The following is a 16,436-nucleotide window of genomic DNA, read 5'->3' as shown; positions in this document are numbered from 1 at the left end:
GGACACTAGCCGCGGTCCGGCGGACCGACCAGCCGTGCGACGAGCCGCTCGAGCTCGGCGGCGGGGTCGGCCGCGAGCCCCCCGTGCACCGGACCGGGCTGCACCACGGTGCTGCGCGGTGCACTGAGCCAGCCGAAGCGGCGGCCGAGCCCACCGAGGTCGGGCAGGCCGCCGCCGGTGACGCCGCGGCACACCCGGCAGACCGTCTCGAGCGCGTCGGCGACCTCGGTGGTGTCGAGGTCGGGAGCGAAGGCGCGCAGCCGTGCCTCGTCGACGGTGTAGCTGGCCTCGAGGTAGTCGGCGGCCTGGCTGTAGAGCACCACGCCCACGTTGAGGAACTCCTCCCGCTCCACGCGGGGCACGCAGCGCAGCACGACGTACTGGTAGCCCTGCAGCGGTCCGTGACCCGTCATCGCGCGCCTGCCGGCAGCCAGGTCGTGGAGCCGACGCGGGCGAGCAGGTGCTCGCGGTATGCCGCGCGCACGGCGCCGGGGGAGTCGAGGCCGGGTGCCTCCTCCAGCCAGGCGTCGGGCACCTGAGCGGCCACCTCGTCGAGGAGGTCGGCGGTCACCTGGGGTGCCAGGCGCTCGTGGGCGTCGTCGACGCTGCCCGCCACGTCGGCCAGCACGTGCCGGCTGGCGTCGTAGGGCTGGCGGGCGAAGCGGTCGGGGTCGGGGCCCCTGCTGGGCCACTGGTGGTGGAAGTAGAGGGCGGCGCCGTGGTCGATGCACCAGGGTTCGCCGTGCCACACCAGCAGGTTGGGGTTGGCCCAGGTGCGGTCGACGTTGGCGACCAGCGCGTCGAGCCACACGATGTCGGCGGCCTGCTGGGGCGTGGGTGGGCGAGAGCCGTCGTAGCCGAACGAGCCCGGCAGGAAGTCGATGCCGAGGTTGAGCCCGAGGCTCGCGCTGAGCAGGTCCTGCACCTCCTCGTCAGCCTCGTAGCGCGCGATCGGCGCCTGCAGGTCGACGACGGCGAGCCGGGGGACCCGCAGCCCGAGCCGCCGGGCGAGCTCGCCGACGACCACCTCGGCCACGAGGACCTTCACGCCCTGCCCGGCGCCGCGGAACTTCAGCACGTAGGTGCCGCAGTCGTCGCCCTCGACGATGCCCGGCAGTGAGCCGCCCTCCCGCAGGGGGGTGACGTACCGGGTCGCGGTGATCTGTTCGAGCACGGCCGACAGCCTAGAGGGCAGTGGGCCGGGGTGAGGTGGAGGTCAGCTGTCGCCGACCGTGACCGCCTCGGCCTCCACCCGGGAGTCGACGCGCTCGGCGCCGTGAGCGGGCTGGGCGTCGATGGCGGCGACGAACCGACGGCCGGTCGAGAGCACGACGACCGCGAGCACGACCGCGCCCGCGCCGACGTAGAACGGCAGGTGCAGCGAGCGCTCGCCGAGCCGGCCGGCCAGCCACGGGGCGACCGCGCCGCCGGAGAAGCGGACGAAGCTGTAGGCCGCCGACGCGACCCCGCGCTCGACCGGCGCGACCTTCATGACCGTCTCGGTGATGAGGGTGTTGTTGACGCCGAGGAAGGCGCCGGCCAGCACCACACCGACGATCAGCACCGGCTTGTGCTCGGTCCAGACGCCCATGGCGGCGAGGATCACCGCGAAGCCCAGCAGCGCCCCGACGATGCCGGTGAAGGTGCCGACCGCGCGCTGCACCATCGGGGCCACGACGACCGACGTGAAGGCCAGCAGCAGGCCCCAGCCGAAGAAGACCAGGCCGACGTCGTGGGCGGAGAGGTCGAGCGGGAAGGGCGTGAAGGCCAGCAGGGTGAAGAACCCGAAGTTGTAGAACAGCGACGTCAGGGCCGCGGTGAGCAGACCGCGGTGGCGAAGGGCCTTGAGCGGCGCGGTGATCGACGTCGGTGCCTCGGCGCGCGGAGTTGCGGGGAGCAGCACGCTGGTGGCCACGAGGGCGACGAGCATGAGCACCGAGACGCCGTAGAACGGCCAGCGCCACGACACGGAGCCGAGCTCACCGCCGACCAGCGGCCCGGCCGCGATGCCGAGACCCAGGGCGGCCTCGTAGAGGATGATCGCCTGGCCCACGGAGCCCTTGGCGGCCTTGACGATCATGGTCAGCGCGGTGGCGATGAACAGGGCGTTGCCGAGGCCCCAGACCGCGCGGAAGGCGACGATGCCGCCCACGCTGTCCTGGCTGCCGGCGAGGCCGGCGCCGACGATGATGATCGCCAGGCCGATCAGCAGGGTGGTCTTGCCGCCCAGCCGGCTCGAGACCCACCCGGTGCCCAGCATGGCGACGCCCATGATGGCCATGTAGCTGGTGAAGAGCAGGGACACCTGCGAGGGGCCGGCACCGAGCTCGTCGGCGATCGGCTTGAGGATGGGGTCGACGAGGCCGATGCCCATGAACGCGATGACGCAGGCGAAGGCGACGGCCCAGACGGTCTTTGGCTGTCTCCACATGACGGTGGCTCAGTCCTTCCGGAGGGGGGAGTTCGGCGGGGGGAGGGGTGACGGCTGGCTCGTGGCCTCGACGAGGCGGTGGAGCAGGGCCACGGCGTCGCGCAGGTGGTCCTGCTCGTCGGGTGACAGCTGCTCCAGCACGGGGGCGAGCACGGCGTAGCGCGCGTGCCGCACCGCGTCGAGGGCGGCCCGGCCCTGCTCGGTCAGCGAGATGAGCGACGCGCGGGCGTCGTCGGGGTCGGCCTCACGCCGGGCCCAGCCTGCTGCCTCCAGGCGCTGGACCTGGGTGGTCAGTGTCGGCTGGCTCGAGTTGTCGGCCTCGGCGAGCGCGCTGACGCGCTCCGGGCCCAGCTCGTCGAGCAGGGCCAGCAGGCGAGCCTGCGCGTAGGGCACGTCGAAGGAGGCGTGCCGGGTCGCCCACCGGTTGAGGCGGGCGATGGCACGCAGCAGGTCGTTGCCCAGCGCGGTCAGGTCCTCGGTCACCCGACCGAGAATACATAGACAGACTATCTATGTGAAATCGGCGAGGTGACGACAACCCTCCGACCCCGGCAAAGCGGTCCGAGCACGGGGACGCGCCCTGCCGTCCGGGTCAGCCCACCTTCGGCATGACGAGCCGCGCGACGTCGGCGAGGTGCTCGAGGTCGGACAGGTCGAGCACCTGGAGGTAGAGCCGCGTCGCCCCGGCCGACGCGAAGGCGTGCACCTTCTCGAGCACCTCCTCGGCGGTGCCGGCGAGGCCGTTGGTCCGCAGCTCGTCCGGCTCACGGCCGATCGCGGCAGCCCGCCGGCGCACGGCGGCCTCGTCCTCGCCGAGGCAGAGCACCTGGGCGGCCGAGAGCGTGAGGGTGCCCGGGTCGCGGCCGATGTCGAGGCACGCGCGCTGCACGCCCTCGAAGAGGCGGGCCGCGTCCTGGGGCGAGGTGAAGGCTGCGTTGAACTCCGCGGCATACCGGGCGGCCAGCGCGGGGGTGCGCCGCGGGCCGTGACCGCCGACGATCACCGGCACGCCACCGGGCTGCACCGGCTTGGCGAGCGCAGGGGAGTCGGTGACCGGGTAGTAGCGGCCCTCGTGGGTGAACGTGCGGCCCACCGGCGTGCGCCACAGACCGGTGATGACGGCGAGCTGCTCCTCGAGCCGGTCGAAGCGCTCGCGCACGCCGGGGAAGGGGATGCCGTAGGCCGCGTGCTCGGCCTCGAACCACCCGGCGCCCAGGCCCAGCTCGACCCGTCCGCCGCTCATCTGGTCGACCCCGGCGACGGCCACCGCGAGCGGCCCGGGCAGGCGGAACGTCGCCGACGAGACCAGCGTGCCGAGACGGATGGTGGAGGTGTCGCGTGCCAGGCCTGCCAGCGTGGTCCAGGCGTCGGTCGGGCCGGGACCACCGTCACCGCCCATGTGCAGGTAGTGGTCGGACCGGAAGAACCCGGCGAAGCCGAGCTCCTCGGCGGTGCGGGCGACGGCCAGCAGGTCGTCGTAGGTGGCCCCCTGCTGGGGCTCGGTGAAGACGCGCAGCTCCATGCGGCCCACCGTAGGCAGCCGGCACGGAGCGGGCCAATCCGCGCGGGCCAATCCGGGTAGGCCGTCGCTGCGAACGCCAAGGGAGAGGGGCCCTCATGCCTGCCGTCGAACAGGGGAGAAGCGATGACCACCACCGCAGAGCGGACCAAGAACCCCACGGGGGTGGCCGGCCGTGTCGCCGCCCTCGCCGCGCCGCTCTTCGGAGGGACGCTGCCGGTGCGGGTGCGGGCCTGGGACGGCTCCCAGAGCGGCCCCGACGACGCGCCGACCGTGGTCATCTCCTCGCCGGACGCCCTGCGGCGCCTGGTCGCCCGGCCGGGTGAGCTCGGGCTGGCCCAGGCCTACGTCACCGGCGAGCTCGACCTCGAGGGCGACCTGCTCGACGGGCTGCGCCGGGTGTGGTCCTCGGCGCGGGCGGGGCGCACCCGCAAGCCGGGGCCCGGTGACGTCGTTGCCGCGGTGCGGCTGGCCGGTGAGCTCGGCGTCCTGGGTCTTCCGCCGGCGCCCCCCGCCTCGCAGGCGCGGCTGCGCGGGCGCCTGCACTCCCCGCGCCGGGATCGCGACGCGATCGCGCACCACTACGACCTCTCAAACGAGTTCTACTCGCTGATCCTCGACCCGCACATGGCCTACTCCTGCGGCTACTGGACCTCCGACGTCCCGGGCTACGGCGTCGAGGACGCCCAGCGCGACAAGCTCGACCTCGTCTGCCGCAAGCTCGGGCTGGAGCCGGGGAGCCGGCTGCTCGACATCGGCTGCGGGTGGGGGTCGCTCAGCCTCTACGCCGCCGAGCACTTCGGTGCCCGGGTCGTCGGCGTGACGATCTCCGCGGAGCAGAAGGCGTTCATCGACCAGCGGGTCGCCGAGCGGGGCCTCGGCGACCGGGTCGAGGTGCGGCTGCAGGACTACCGCGACGTGCCCGAGACCGGGTTCGACGCGGTGTCCTCGATCGAGATGGGCGAGCACGTCGGCGACCAGCAGTACCCCGTCTACACGCGCGTCATCCACGACCGGCTCCGGCCCGGCGGCCGGGCCCTCGTCCAGCAGATGTCGCGGCGCACCCGCCCCGGCGGCGGCCCGTTCATCGAGGCGTTCATCGCCCCCGACATGTCGATGCGGCCGGTGGGGGAGACGGTCGCCCTCATCGAGGACGCCGGGCTCGAGGTGCGGGACGTCCATTCCCTGCGCGAGCACTACGTGCGCACCGTGCAGGCGTGGTACGACACCTTCGAGGCCAACTGGGACAAGGTGGTAGCCATGGTCGGCGAGGAGGTCGGCCGGGTCTGGCGCCTCTACCTTGTCGGTGGTGCACTGGCCTTCGAGGAGGGGCGGATGGGCGTCGACCAGCTCCTCGCCGTGCGCCGCGGGTCCAACGGCGAGAGCGGTATGCCGGCGGTGCGCCGGTGACGGCGTTGGCGCCTGCCGTGGTGGTCCCGATGGCGGCCGCCACCTCCGTCGGCTTCGACTGGGGCGACCTGCTGGCTCTCCTTCCGTGGACGCTGGCCGCGGTCGTGGTGGTGCTGGGCGTGACGCTGCTCGTGGCCCTCCGGCAGGGACGCCACACCGTCGTCGACGTCGCGTGGGGCCTCGGCTTCGTCGCCATCGCGCTGACCGCCTTCCTCGTGGGCGACGGTGACGCGGGCCGGTCCTGGCTGGTGCTGCTGATGACAGCCGCGTGGGGGCTGCGCCTGGGGGTCCACATCGCCCGCCGCTCCCGCGGGAAGGGCGAGGACCCGCGCTACGAAGCCATGCTCGCCAAGGCACCGGGCAGCCGCACCGTGTTCGCCGTCCGCCGCATCTACCTCACCCAGGGCGTCGTGATGTGGTTCGTCTCGCTGCCGGTGCAGGTCGCCATGGTTCAGTCCGACCCGCTGGGGTGGCTCGCCTGGCTGGGTGTGGCCGTGTGGGCCGTGGGGTTGTTCTTCGAGGCGGTCGGGGACTGGCAGCTCGAGCGGTTCAAGGCCGACCCCGGCAACAAGGGCAAGGTGCTCGACACCGGCCTCTGGCACTACACCCGCCACCCCAACTACTTCGGCGACGCCTGCGTCTGGTGGGGGCTGTGGCTCGTCGCCGCCAGCACCTGGCCCGGAGTCCTGTTCGTCCTGTCACCGGCCTTCATGACCTGGAACCTCGCCAAGGGCACGGGAGCAGCGTTGCTGGAGAAGGACATCGGCGACCGACGTCCTGAGTACGCCGACTACGTGCGCCGCACGAGCGGCTTCGTCCCGCTGCCCCCCAAGCGCGCCTGACCTGCACCAAGAGAGGACCCGATGAAGACGCTGTCCCGCGGAGCCACCGCACCCGACTTCGAGCTGGCCGACCAGAGCGGCCTGCGCCGGCGCCTCAGCACGCTGCTGGAGTCCGGCCCCGTCGTCCTGTTCTTCTACCCCGCCGCGATGACCGGCGGCTGCACGCGCGAGGCGTGCCGGTTCCGCGACCTGCGAGCGGAGTTCGAGGCGGCCGGGGCCCAGCCGGTGGGCATCAGCACCGACGCCGTCTCGACCCAGCAGGAGTTCGAGCAGCGCAACGGCTTCGGCTTCCCGCTGCTCTCGGACGAGGACGGTGCGGTGGCCACGGCCTACGGCGTGCGCCGCCGGTTCATCACCCCGGTGAAGCGGGTCACCTTCGTCATCGGCACCGACGGCACCGTCCACGAGGTCGTGGCCAGCGAGCTCGACATGGACGCGCACGCCGACCGGGCGCTGGCCGCGGTGGCGGGGCTGGTCGCCCCGGGCTGAGTCGTCAGCGCTGAGCCGTCAACCGCGACCGGCGATGGACCGCACCGTCTCGACGGTGTCGGCCTCCTCGGCGCTCTTGTCGTCGCGGTAGCGGAGCACCCGGGCGAACCGCAGCGCCATCCCGCCGGGGTAGCGCGAGGAGCGCTGCACCCCGTCGAACGCGACCTCGACGACCTGCTCCGGCCGCACGTGCACGACGTGTCGGTCACGGCCGGTCTCCAGCGCCAGGAACCGCTCGGTCTGCCAGGCCAGCATCGCGTCGGTCATGCCCTTGAACGTCTTGCCCAGCATGACGAAGCCGCCGCCCTGCGGGTCGCGCGCGCCGAGGTGGATGTTCGAGAGGTACCCCTGCCGTCGCCCGCTGCCCCACTCGACGGCGAGCACGACGAGGTCGAGGGTGTGCCGGGGCTTGACCTTCACCCAGCCCGCACCCCGGCGCCCGGCGGCGTAGGTCGCGGACGCGTCCTTGACCACCACGCCCTCGTGCCCGGCCGCGACCAGCTCGTCGAAGAAGCCCTGGGCGGCGTCGGGGTGGTCGGCCCAGAGCCGGGGCACCAGCAGCGTGGGTGGCACGACGGCCTCGAGCCGCCGGAAGCGCTCCTCCGCGGGATGGTCGATGAGGTCCTCGCCGTCGTGGTGCAGCAGGTCGAAGAAGTAGACGCTGAGCGGCACCTGGCGGCGCAGCTCCTCGACCGCCTTCGAGCTCATGGTGCGGCCGGCGGTGTCCTGGAACGGCAGCGGGCGGCCACCGTCACCGAGGGCGATGGCCTCGCCGTCGAGCACGAGCGCCCCACCCGGAAGCGCGAGGGTCGCCTCGACGACCTCGGGCACCCGCTCGGTGATGTCGTCGAGACTGCGGGTGAAGACCCTCACCTCGTCACCGAGGCGGTGCGCCTGCACCCGTATGCCGTCGAGCTTGCCGTCCACGACCGTCGCCCCGTCCACGCCCGCCTGGTCGACGGCCGCGGTCACGTCTGGCGCGGACGCCGCGAGCATGGGGCGCACGGGACGGCCGACCTCGAGGCCGATCATGTCGAGGGCCTCGGTGCCGCCGGCGAGGGCCGCCTCGGCCACCGGCCCGGCGTAGCCGGCGAGCATGACGGCCCTGCGCACGGAGGCCTCCGGCACCTGCGCGGCCAGGGCGATCGCCTGCAGCGAGACGCCGTCGAGGGCGCCCTGGCGCATCTCGCCGGTGATGATGCGGCGGAGCCAGTCCTGCTCCTGCGCCGTTGCGGCGGCGAGCAGCTCGCGCACGGCGACGCTTCGCGACGCACCCGAGCCGGAGCCCGAGACGGCCGCCAGCGCGGTGAGCGCCGTGTCGGTGTCGGCCAGGGTGAGGGACGGCGTCTCGGCGGGGGAGGGCAGGTCGGCCAGCCCTCGCCAGCCCACCCCGACGCGCCGCTGGGGGAGCACCCCCGAGAGCCAGCTCGCCGCGACCGACACCTCGTCGGGCGCGCACCGGCGCAGCACCTCGGCGATCACCTCGGCCTTGCGCGAGCGTGACCTCGTCGAGGCGACGGCGGCCGAGGCCTCGACGAGGTCACGCAGCAGCACGGGTGCCTCAGGCCAGGACGCTGTCGAGGGTGACCGACTCCATGCCGTGCGCCTCGGCCACCGGGCCGTAGGTCACCGCGCCCTCGAAGGTGTTGAGGCCCAAGGCGAGCGACCGGTCGTCGCGCAGCGCCTGGCGCCAGCCCTTGTCCGCCAGCGCCACGGCATACGGAAGGGTGACGTTGGTGAGGGCGTAGGTGGAGGTGTGCGGCACCGCGCCGGGCATGTTCGCCACGCAGTAGAACACCGAGTTGTGCACCCGGTACGTCGGGTCGGCGTGGGTCGTCGGACGCGAGTCCTCGAAGCAGCCGCCCTGGTCGATGGCGATGTCGACCAGCACCGAGCCCGGCTTCATGCGGGAGACCTGCTCGTTGGTGACCAGCTTGGGAGCCTTCGCACCTGGCACCAGCACCGCGCCGATCACCATGTCGGCGTCGGAGATGGCCCGCTCGATCTCGTAGGCGTTGGAGGCGACCGTCTGGCAGTGGCCCTGGTAGAGGAAGTCCGCCTGGCGCAGCTTGACGATGTCTCGGTCGAGCAGCAGCACCTCCGCCTGCATGCCGAGCGCGATGGCCGCGGCGTTCATGCCGGAGACGCCGGCGCCGATGACGACCACCTTGGCGGCGTAGACCCCGGAGACACCGCCCATGAGGATGCCGCGGCCGCCCTGGGCCCGCATCAGCGCCTGGGCGCCGACCTGTGGCGCGAGGCGCCCGGCGACCTCTGACATCGGGGCGAGCAGCGGCAGGCTGCGGTCCGGCAGCTCGACCGTCTCGTAGGCGATGCCCGTGACGCGGCGCTTGGCCAGCTCCTCGGTCAGCGGCTTGTCGGCGGCGAGGTGGAGGTAGGTGAAGAGCGTCTGCCCGTCGCGCATCCGGTGGTACTCCTCGGCCACCGGCTCCTTGACCTTGAGGATGAGGTCGCCGGTGCCCCACACGTCGTCAGCGGTGTCGAGGATCGTCGCTCCGGCCGTGACGTAGTCCTCATCGAGGATGGAGGACCCACCGCCGGCGTCCTTCTCCACGAACACCTCGTGGCCGTGCAGCACGAGCTCGTGCACGCCGGCAGGGGTGATGGCCACCCGGTACTCGTGGTTCTTGACCTCGCGGGGGATCCCGACCTTCATGGCCTCTCCTCATGTCGTCGTTGACGTCCCGAAGCATGCTGCACAACGGGTGGTGCCGCCATGCAACCAGATCAGCCGGTCGGTCGTGGTGGGACTTCTGGCACTCACCCTGGTGCTGTACGCCGTGCGCACCAGCTGCGCGCAGACTGCGGGCATGGACGACCACGGTGACCGGCCACCGCCGACGCTGGGGGACATGGGGGAGCAGGAGCGGCTGGCCGCGTTCGACCGGCTGCAGGAGCGGCTGCCGGAAGTGTGGCGCAGCATCGCCCGTGAGGACCCCGCCGAGTCGGTGGTCGTGGTGCCCTCCATGACCCTCGACCTGGTCGTGGCCGACAGCGGCGCCCTGCTCCAGGCGCTCGAGGAGCGGTTCCTGTTCCTGCTCCTGCTGCTGCGGCAGCCACGGCTGCGCATGGTCTACGTGACGTCGATGCCGATCGACCCCGCCATCGTCGAGTACTACCTGTCCCTGCTTCCCGGGGTGATCCCGAGCCACGCCCGCTCGCGGCTGCAGCTCGTGTCGGTGGGCGACTCCTCGGGCGTGCCGCTCACCGACAAGCTCCTCGAGCGACCCCGGCTCGTGGCCCAGATCGCCGCCATGGTGCCCGACCCGCTGCGCAGCCACCTCATCCCCTACACCAGCACCGAGCGCGAACGGGACCTCGCGCTGCTGCTCGGGATCCCCATGTATGCCGCGGACCCGCGCCACTTCGTGCTGGGCACCAAGACCGGCTGCCGCAGGCTGTTCACGGAGGCCGGGGTCGCCCACCCGGCCGGGGCCGAGGACCTGCACACCATCGACGAGGTGGTGCGCTCGCTCGCGGACCTCCGCGCCGCCCACCCGGACGTGGCTGACGCCATGGTCAAGCTCAACGAGGGCGTCTCCGGTGGTGGCAACGCCCTGGTCGACCTCCGCGAGCTGCCCCGGGGGAACGGCCCGGACGCCCTGGACCGGGTGCGCGACCGGGTGCTGGCCATGGCTCCCGAGGACCAGCGGGTCGACGTCCCAACCTTCCTCGCGCGGCTGGCGGTCGGCGGTGGCGTCGTCGAGGAGCGCCTCGCCGGGGAGGAGGTGCGCAGCCCCAGCGTCCAGCTGCGCATCACACCCCTGGGCGAGCTCGAGGTGCTGTCCACCCACGACCAGGTGCTGGGTGGGCCGTCCGGGCAGTCCTACCTCGGCGCCCGGTTCCCCGCGGACCAGGCGTACGCGGCTGCCATCACCGAGTCGGCCCGGCGGGTCGGCGAGGTGCTGGTCCGCAAGGGGGTGATGGGACGCTTCGCCCTCGACTACGTCGTCGTGCGCCACGGAAGCCGCTGGGAGGCGCACGCCATCGAGGTCAACCTGCGCAAGGGCGGCACGACGCACCCGTTCCTGACGCTGCAGTTCCTCACCGGCGGGACGTACGTGGCCGACCTGGGGTGCTTCCTGACGCCGCAGGGGGAGCGGCGCCATCTGGTGGCGACCGACCACCTCGAGCACCCGGTGCTGCGCGGGTTGCGGGTCAGCGACCTCTTCGACCTCATCGCCCGTACCCGCCTGCACTTCGACCAGGGCACCCAGCAGGGCGTCGTCTTCCACATGATCAGCTGTCTCACCGAGCTCGGCAGGGTGGGCATGACCGCGATCGGTGACACACCGACCGCCGCACAGGCGCTCTACGACCGGGCCCACCAGGCTCTGCTCGAGGAGGCGCGCGAGGCCCTCACCCCGCGCCCCGTGCGGTTCTGAGCCGTCCGCGCGACCTGTCCGGTCAGGCGCAGCCGACGCAGGTGCGGGCGGTCGGGCGCGCCTCCAGCCGCTCCGACGGGATGGGCCGGCCACACCGCTCGCAGGTGCCGTAGCGGCCCTCGGCCACCCGGGCCAGCGCGGCGCGCACGTCGGCCACGTGGCGCTCGGCCTGCTCGATGAGAGCTCCCAGCTGCGAGCGCTCGTAGGCGATCGTCGCGCCTTCGGGGTCGTGCTCGTCGTCGGCGTTGGAGTCCAGCGACGCGGCGACGACGCCGTCATAGTCCCCGCGCAGGGCGCCGAGGTGGGCGGTGGTCTCGGTGAGCTCGGACTCGAGCCGCGCCGTGACAGCGGTCAGGTCGCGACCGCCCACGGCCTCACCCGTCACCGTGGACCCTGCCGCGACCGGACTTGACCTCACCGCGACGGCGCTTGGCGTCGAGGCGCCGCTGCTGCGACCCCCGGGTCGGCTTGGTCCGCCTCCGCGGGGGTGGCGGCGGCGCCAGCGCCTCGCGCAGAAGGGCAGCGAGCCTCTCGCGCGCGGCCGCCCGGTTCCGCAGCTGTGCCCGGTGCTCCGACGCCGTGATGGTGATCCGGCCGTCGACCAGCCGACCGGCGAGCCGCTCCTGCAGCCGCCCACGCTGGACGTCCGTGAAGGCGGGGGAGGCACCGATGTCGAGGACGAGCTCGACCCGGCTGTCGGTGGTGTTGACGCCCTGCCCTCCCGGGCCGGGGGAGCGGCTGAACCGCTCGAGCAGCTCGCCCGCGGGCACGACGAGCCCCTGCGGCAGCCCGGGACCGGGCGGCACGCGGAGGTCGTCACCCGGGTCGCTCACGCCACCATTGTCCCCTGTCGCGCGCGTCCCGTCCCGCCTGGGCGGCTGAGCGGCCACGCGGCATACCGATGTTGCATCTTCCCAACCTGGCCAGCCCGGGTGCATGATTCCGCCCACGTGCCCTCGACCAGGGCACGCGGTCCCTCGACAAGGGAGTCGGGGGCGTCAGTGAGGGGAAAGCATGACTCAACGCAGGATCGCACGGTCGCGCAGAGTCGCCGCCGCGGTCGTACCCACGATCGCCATGGTGGTGGCGGGGGTCGCGACAGCCGGGGCGAGCGGCACCGCCACAGCAGCGGAGAGCACCGGGTCGCCGGCCACAGCCGGCTCGGACCACTACATCAACTACGTCTCGCCGAGGGCCGAGAAGGCGTTCGGCAGCGACACCGAGGTGAAGAAGGGGAAGCAGGCCGCGCAGCAGCGTCAGGACGCCCTCGCGCGCGCCCTGAAGGTCGACCGCAAGAACGCCCAGGGCAACCCCGTGGCCGCCCGCGAGCTGGCCAAGCTCGAGGCGAAGGCGATGAAGGGGAACACGAGCCCGAAGGCGATCAAGAGCCGCTACAAGGGAGCCAAGTCGACCCAGGAGGCGAAGCTCCTCACGATCCTCGTCGAGTTCAACGACAAGGCGAACGACGACTTCACGAGCTCCTACGTGCCGACGGAGTTCGGCGCCACGACGTGCAAGCCGGGCAACGTCCAGAACGGCCCGCTGCACAACACCATCCCCAACCCGGCCACGCTGTCGAAGCCGGACAACAACTCGATGTGGGTGCCGGACTTCTCCTCCGAGCACTACAACAAGATGCTGTTCAGCAAGGACGGCATCACCGAGCGGGTGCGCACCGACCTCAAGGGACCCGACGGCAAGCCCGGGTTCGACATCTCCGGCTACACGATGAAGAACATGTACGAGGAGATGTCGCAGGGCGCCTACACCGTGCACGGCTCCGCGACCCCGTGGGTCACGGTCCCGCACTCCGAGGCGTACTACGGCGCGACGGTCTGCCACAAGAACGACAAGGGTGTCTACGAGGCAGGCCCCATGCAGGACATGCAGGGCCACCCCGACAACCCGCTCGGCCCGGGCCAGCTGCCGATCGACGCGGTCGCGGCGCTCGCCAAGGCACAGCCGAACTTCCCCTGGGCCGACTACGACATCGAGGACCAGGGCGACGTCGACGGTGACGGCAACTACAACGAGCCCGACGGGATCATCGACCACGTCGTGCTGGTCCACGCCGGGTCCGACAAGTCGGGCGGCGGTGGCGCCGAGGGTACCTACGCGATCTGGGCGCACTCCTCAGCCGTGGCCGGTGGCGCCCCGATCCCCGGGACCAACCTGAAGCTGTCCAACTACATCGTGCAGCCCGAGGACTCCGGTGTCGGCGTCTTCGCCCACGAGTACGGCCACGACCTCGGCCTGCCCGACCTGTACGACACCGGCAGCGGCGGCGACTCCGACATCGACTTCTGGGACCTCATGAGCTCCGGCTCGCACTCCGGCCCGATCTTCCAGTCGATGCCGACGCACATGGGCCTGTGGGACAAGTGGGTCCTCGGCTGGGCCGACCCGGTGCAGCTCAACCCCGGTGACGACCCGCGCACCGTCATCGTCGGCCAGAACTCGCGCCCGCTGAAGGGCACGGCCGACGGCGTCAAGATCAACCTTCCCAACAAGGTCGTCACCCTCGCCACGCCGCACAGCGGCTCCAAGATGTGGTGGGGCGGCAACGACCAGAGCTGGGCGAAGAACACCCTCACCCGCACGGTCGACGTGCCCGCGGGCGGCGACGCCAGGTTCTGGATGTGGAACAACTACATCATCGAGAAGGACTGGGACTACGGCTTCGTCGAGGTCTCGACCGACGGCGGCGCCACCTGGGCCGAGCAGAAGGTCTACAACGAGGCCGGCGCCGAGGTGTCCACCAAGGACGACTACGCCGACCCCAACGGCCGGATGAAGGACTACGGCGGCAAGAAGCACGGCCTCACCGGTGACAGCGGCGGCTGGCAGCACGAGTACGTCGACCTGTCCCCGTGGGCGGGCAAGAGCGTCCAGGTGCGCCTGCTGCAGGCCACCGACGCGGCGTTCGAGGAGCGCGGCTGGTTCGCCGACGACTTCTCGGTCACCGCAGGCGGCGCGCCGGTCTGGAGCGACGACGTCGAGAACGGCGCCAACGGCTGGACCGCGGCGACCGGCACCTTCGTCAGCGGCGAGGCGCTGGGATCGGGCTGGGTCATCGACACCGGCACCTCCAGCAAGGCGCAGTACTACCTGGTCGAGTGGCGCAACTTCGACGGGTTCGACGAGGGCCTGAAGTACACCTACGACACGACCTACCAGGCCGACGACGGTGCGTGGAAGGTCGAGAAGATCAAGTACAACGCCCCGGGCGCGCTGGTCTGGTACCGGGACACGTCGTACGGCAACGTCAACCACGTGCTCAACAACCTCACCTCGCTGCCGAGCGAGGGTTCCAAGGGCGGCCTGCTCATCGTCGACAGCCACTTCGACCCGCTGCGGCGCAGCGGAGACGCGGCGGCTCTCGACCCGACCACCCTGAAGAACCTGCCCTCACGTCCGCAGTCGTCGAACGCCGCGTTCGGCCTCCAGCCGACCTACACGTTCAACGAGTGCCTCACCAACGCCGACCTGTCGGTGGAGAAGTGCAACACCCACGGTCCGCAGGCCCCGGTCAGTACCTTCACCGACAACAAGGGCTGGTACCCCGGCTTCGAGCTCCGTCCGGACGGTCGCATCTTCTACCGCGACGCCGACGCCTCGACGGTGGTGCCGTCGAGGGGCAACGCGCCGTACTCGACGCGGTTCGTCGACTCGGCCGGCAACCCGCTGAAGCAGTACTACGGCTACGACATCGGGGCCATCACGAAGATGGGCTCGGGCAACCCGGCCGACGACGGCGTGGGCTACGGCACCACGGTGACGGTGGCCAAGTCGATGTTCGGCAACCAGGCGGCGCAGATCAAGATCACTCCGCCGAGGCCGTGAGCCGGGCCAAGGCCTGACTCGCACCACTGCAACACCAGCAACGCGGAGGCGTCGGTCCCCATCCGGGGGCCGGCGCCTCTGCGACGCCCCTCGGCATCTGTCGCCGGGCGGGTCGTCGACGGGTGCGCCGAGGTGGGGTGGCTGCCCTGACGCAGCCGGCCGCCGGCTCAGTTCGGGTGACAGCCGGGTGCTGCTCGGCGATGATGAGGCATGGCCGAGCGAGAGGAGCCCGCTTCATCCTCGGGGGTGGTGGACCGCTCGGAGGGCTTCGGGGAACGACTGCTCGGCTCGCTCCTGGACCGGGCTCACCAGATGCCTCCGCACCTGATCGCGCCGCTCGTCGCCCAGGAGATCGCCATCATCGGAGGCCGTGACGTCGAGATCTTCCTGCCCGAGTACGACCAGCTGACCCTGGTACCGCTTCGCGGGGAGGGTCTGGTGGTGGGGGTGCCTCAGCCGATCGACGGGTCGTTGCCCGGCGCCGCCTTCCGGACGGACAGGACGGTGGAGGAGCCCCACGAGCAAGGGGTTCGGGTCTTCGTGCCACTGCTCGACGGTACCGACCGCGTCGGGGTGCTCGCCTTCACGATCGACAGCGTGGACGATGATGACCGGCGGCTGACGCGGCGGCTGGCCGGGCTCGTGGCCGACATGTTCGTCACGAAAGGCATGTACACCGACAGCTTCTTCCAAGCCAGGCGCCGGCAGCCCATGAGCCTGTCCGCCGAGCTGCAGTGGCAGCTGCTGCCGCCGCTGACGATGACCACACCGCAGGTGGCTGTCGCCGGTGCGCTGGAGCCGGCCTACGACGTGGCCGGTGACAGCTTCGACTACGCCTTCAACGAAGACATCCTCCACCTGGCCATGATCGACGCGATGGGCCACGGGCTCGGCGCCGCCGTGATGGCCACCCTCGCAGTCGGCGCCTACCGGCATGCTCGGCGCTTCGACCTGGGTCTGGAGGAGATGTACGCGGCGATGGACGCCGCCGTCGCCACCCAGTTCACCGCGGACCACTTCGCGACCGCGCAGATGGCGCGTCTCGACGTCCGTTCGGGCCGGCTGCAGTGGGTCAACGCGGGCCACCCGGCCCCCCTGCTCCTGCGTGACCACCGCGTTCTCGCGTCCCTGGACAGCCCGACGACCCTGCCAGTCGGTTATGGCGGCGCATCGCCCGTGGTCAGTGAGTATGCGCTCGAGCGCGGCGACCGGGTGCTGTTCTTCACCGACGGGGTCGTCGAGGAGCACCGGGAGGGCGGCGAACAGTTCGGTATGGCACGCCTGATCAACCTGGTCGAGCGTGCGAGCCGTGACGGAGGCGCGGTGCAGGAGGTGGTGCGCCGCCTCTCCCGCACCCTGATGCGAGAGCGAGGCGACGTCACCACTGACGACGCGACCCTCCTGTTGCTCGAGTGGCGCGGTGGAAGCGCAGACCACCTCGCCAACGTGGCGGAGGAACTCGGGTGACGAAGCGCCCGGAGATGCGGAAAGACCCC

General features: G+C 71.8%; 15 protein-coding genes. 6 read left to right on the top strand and 9 right to left on the bottom strand.

What is annotated here, in order from left to right; genetic code table 11:
• Positions 1-5 precede the first annotated feature (5 nt).
• The 5 genes from BMW78_RS12740 to BMW78_RS12720 all read right to left on the bottom strand — a co-directional run bounded on the left by BMW78_RS12740 (position 6) and on the right by BMW78_RS12720 (position 3,953).
• Positions 6-413 carry a DUF3037 domain-containing protein gene (locus BMW78_RS12740; protein WP_091760277.1) on the bottom strand — a complete coding sequence of 136 codons (408 nt, stop codon included), beginning with the start codon at positions 411-413 and terminating at the stop codon, positions 6-8.
• Positions 410-1,174, bottom strand: coding sequence for a HipA family kinase (locus tag BMW78_RS12735; protein WP_091760274.1), 765 nt, complete (start codon positions 1,172-1,174; stop codon positions 410-412). Before BMW78_RS12735 ends, BMW78_RS12740 begins: the two co-directional genes overlap by 4 nt.
• A 42-nt stretch (positions 1,175-1,216) precedes the next feature.
• Positions 1,217-2,431 carry an MFS transporter gene (locus BMW78_RS12730; protein ID WP_091760270.1) on the bottom strand — a complete coding sequence of 405 codons (1,215 nt, stop codon included), beginning with the start codon at positions 2,429-2,431 and terminating at the stop codon, positions 1,217-1,219.
• 9 nt (positions 2,432-2,440) lie between these two features.
• On the bottom strand, positions 2,441-2,914 hold the full coding sequence (locus tag BMW78_RS12725) for a MarR family winged helix-turn-helix transcriptional regulator (RefSeq protein ID WP_091760267.1): 474 nt from the start codon (positions 2,912-2,914) through the stop codon (positions 2,441-2,443).
• A 109-nt stretch (positions 2,915-3,023) separates the two neighbouring features.
• Positions 3,024-3,953, bottom strand: a complete 930-nt coding sequence (locus BMW78_RS12720; protein ID WP_091760264.1) for an LLM class F420-dependent oxidoreductase — start codon at positions 3,951-3,953, stop codon at positions 3,024-3,026.
• A gap of 123 nt (positions 3,954-4,076) precedes the next feature.
• On the opposite strand from BMW78_RS12720, the gene BMW78_RS12715 reads away from it, so the two are divergent.
• The 3 genes from BMW78_RS12715 to BMW78_RS12705 are packed head-to-tail and all read left to right on the top strand — an operon-like array spanning position 4,077 to position 6,691.
• Entirely contained in the window at positions 4,077-5,360 is a 1,284-nt protein-coding gene (locus BMW78_RS12715) for an SAM-dependent methyltransferase (RefSeq protein ID WP_091760261.1), read from the top strand.
• A gap of 29 nt (positions 5,361-5,389) precedes the next feature.
• Complete coding sequence (locus BMW78_RS12710; protein WP_091760259.1) at positions 5,390-6,202, top strand: DUF1295 domain-containing protein; 813 nt, start codon at positions 5,390-5,392, stop codon at positions 6,200-6,202.
• Between the two features lie 21 nt (positions 6,203-6,223).
• Positions 6,224-6,691: a peroxiredoxin gene (locus BMW78_RS12705; protein ID WP_091760257.1), complete on the top strand. Its 468-nt coding sequence runs from the start codon at positions 6,224-6,226 to the stop codon at positions 6,689-6,691.
• Positions 6,692-6,709: 18 nt separating this feature from the next.
• Here the strand turns inward: BMW78_RS12705 and BMW78_RS12700 are convergent, their stop codons facing one another.
• Positions 6,710-8,245, bottom strand: coding sequence for an ATP-dependent DNA ligase (locus tag BMW78_RS12700; RefSeq protein WP_091760254.1), 1,536 nt, complete (start codon positions 8,243-8,245; stop codon positions 6,710-6,712).
• 7 nt (positions 8,246-8,252) lie between these two features.
• Positions 8,253-9,368 (bottom strand): alanine dehydrogenase, encoded by a 1,116-nt coding sequence (gene ald, locus BMW78_RS12695; RefSeq protein WP_091760251.1) that lies wholly within the window; start codon positions 9,366-9,368, stop codon positions 8,253-8,255.
• A gap of 154 nt (positions 9,369-9,522) precedes the next feature.
• Between ald and BMW78_RS12690 the strand changes: the two genes are divergently transcribed.
• Complete coding sequence (locus BMW78_RS12690; protein ID WP_091760942.1) at positions 9,523-11,097, top strand: peptide ligase PGM1-related protein; 1,575 nt, start codon at positions 9,523-9,525, stop codon at positions 11,095-11,097.
• A gap of 22 nt (positions 11,098-11,119) precedes the next feature.
• Here BMW78_RS12690 and BMW78_RS12685 read toward each other — a convergent pair whose 3' ends face one another.
• Positions 11,120-11,482: a TraR/DksA family transcriptional regulator gene (locus BMW78_RS12685; RefSeq protein ID WP_245735836.1), complete on the bottom strand. Its 363-nt coding sequence runs from the start codon at positions 11,480-11,482 to the stop codon at positions 11,120-11,122.
• Positions 11,472-11,930: an alternative ribosome rescue aminoacyl-tRNA hydrolase ArfB gene (arfB, locus tag BMW78_RS12680; protein ID WP_245735835.1), complete on the bottom strand. Its 459-nt coding sequence runs from the start codon at positions 11,928-11,930 to the stop codon at positions 11,472-11,474. Before arfB ends, BMW78_RS12685 begins: the two co-directional genes overlap by 11 nt.
• 181 nt (positions 11,931-12,111) lie before the next feature.
• Here arfB and BMW78_RS12675 point away from each other — a divergent pair, with 181 nt between their 5' ends.
• Both BMW78_RS12675 and BMW78_RS12670 read left to right on the top strand, forming a co-directional pair.
• Positions 12,112-14,940, top strand: a complete 2,829-nt coding sequence (locus tag BMW78_RS12675; protein WP_091760248.1) for an immune inhibitor A domain-containing protein — start codon at positions 12,112-12,114, stop codon at positions 14,938-14,940.
• A gap of 210 nt (positions 14,941-15,150) precedes the next feature.
• The gene (locus BMW78_RS12670; protein WP_091760246.1) at positions 15,151-16,407 is read left to right on the top strand and encodes a PP2C family protein-serine/threonine phosphatase; all 1,257 of its coding nucleotides are present in this window, start codon (positions 15,151-15,153) and stop codon (positions 16,405-16,407) included.
• Positions 16,408-16,436: the final 29 nt, after the last annotated feature.

The sequence above is a fragment of the Pedococcus cremeus genome (assembly GCF_900111375.1).
GTDB lineage: Bacteria > Actinomycetota > Actinomycetes > Actinomycetales > Dermatophilaceae > Pedococcus_A > Pedococcus_A cremeus.
This window is presented reverse-complemented; position numbering and strand designations above follow the sequence as displayed.

Bases quoted from the DNA above. Each gene is read 5' to 3' on its own strand.
- BMW78_RS12705 (WP_091760257.1), top strand. From the start codon at position 6,224: ATGAAGACGCTGTCCCGCGGAGCCACCGCACCCGACTTCGAGCTGGCC.
- BMW78_RS12740 (WP_091760277.1), bottom strand. From the start codon at position 413: ATGACGGGTCACGGACCGCTGCAGGGCTACCAGTACGTCGTGCTGCGC.
- BMW78_RS12690 (WP_091760942.1), top strand. From the start codon at position 9,523: ATGGACGACCACGGTGACCGGCCACCGCCGACGCTGGGGGACATGGGG.
- BMW78_RS12720 (WP_091760264.1), bottom strand. From the start codon at position 3,953: ATGGAGCTGCGCGTCTTCACCGAGCCCCAGCAGGGGGCCACCTACGAC.
- BMW78_RS12730 (WP_091760270.1), bottom strand. From the start codon at position 2,431: ATGTGGAGACAGCCAAAGACCGTCTGGGCCGTCGCCTTCGCCTGCGTC.
- BMW78_RS12670 (WP_091760246.1), top strand. From the start codon at position 15,151: ATGGCCGAGCGAGAGGAGCCCGCTTCATCCTCGGGGGTGGTGGACCGC.
- ald (WP_091760251.1), bottom strand. From the start codon at position 9,368: ATGAAGGTCGGGATCCCCCGCGAGGTCAAGAACCACGAGTACCGGGTG.
- BMW78_RS12710 (WP_091760259.1), top strand. From the start codon at position 5,390: ATGGCGGCCGCCACCTCCGTCGGCTTCGACTGGGGCGACCTGCTGGCT.
- BMW78_RS12715 (WP_091760261.1), top strand. From the start codon at position 4,077: ATGACCACCACCGCAGAGCGGACCAAGAACCCCACGGGGGTGGCCGGC.
- BMW78_RS12675 (WP_091760248.1), top strand. From the start codon at position 12,112: ATGACTCAACGCAGGATCGCACGGTCGCGCAGAGTCGCCGCCGCGGTC.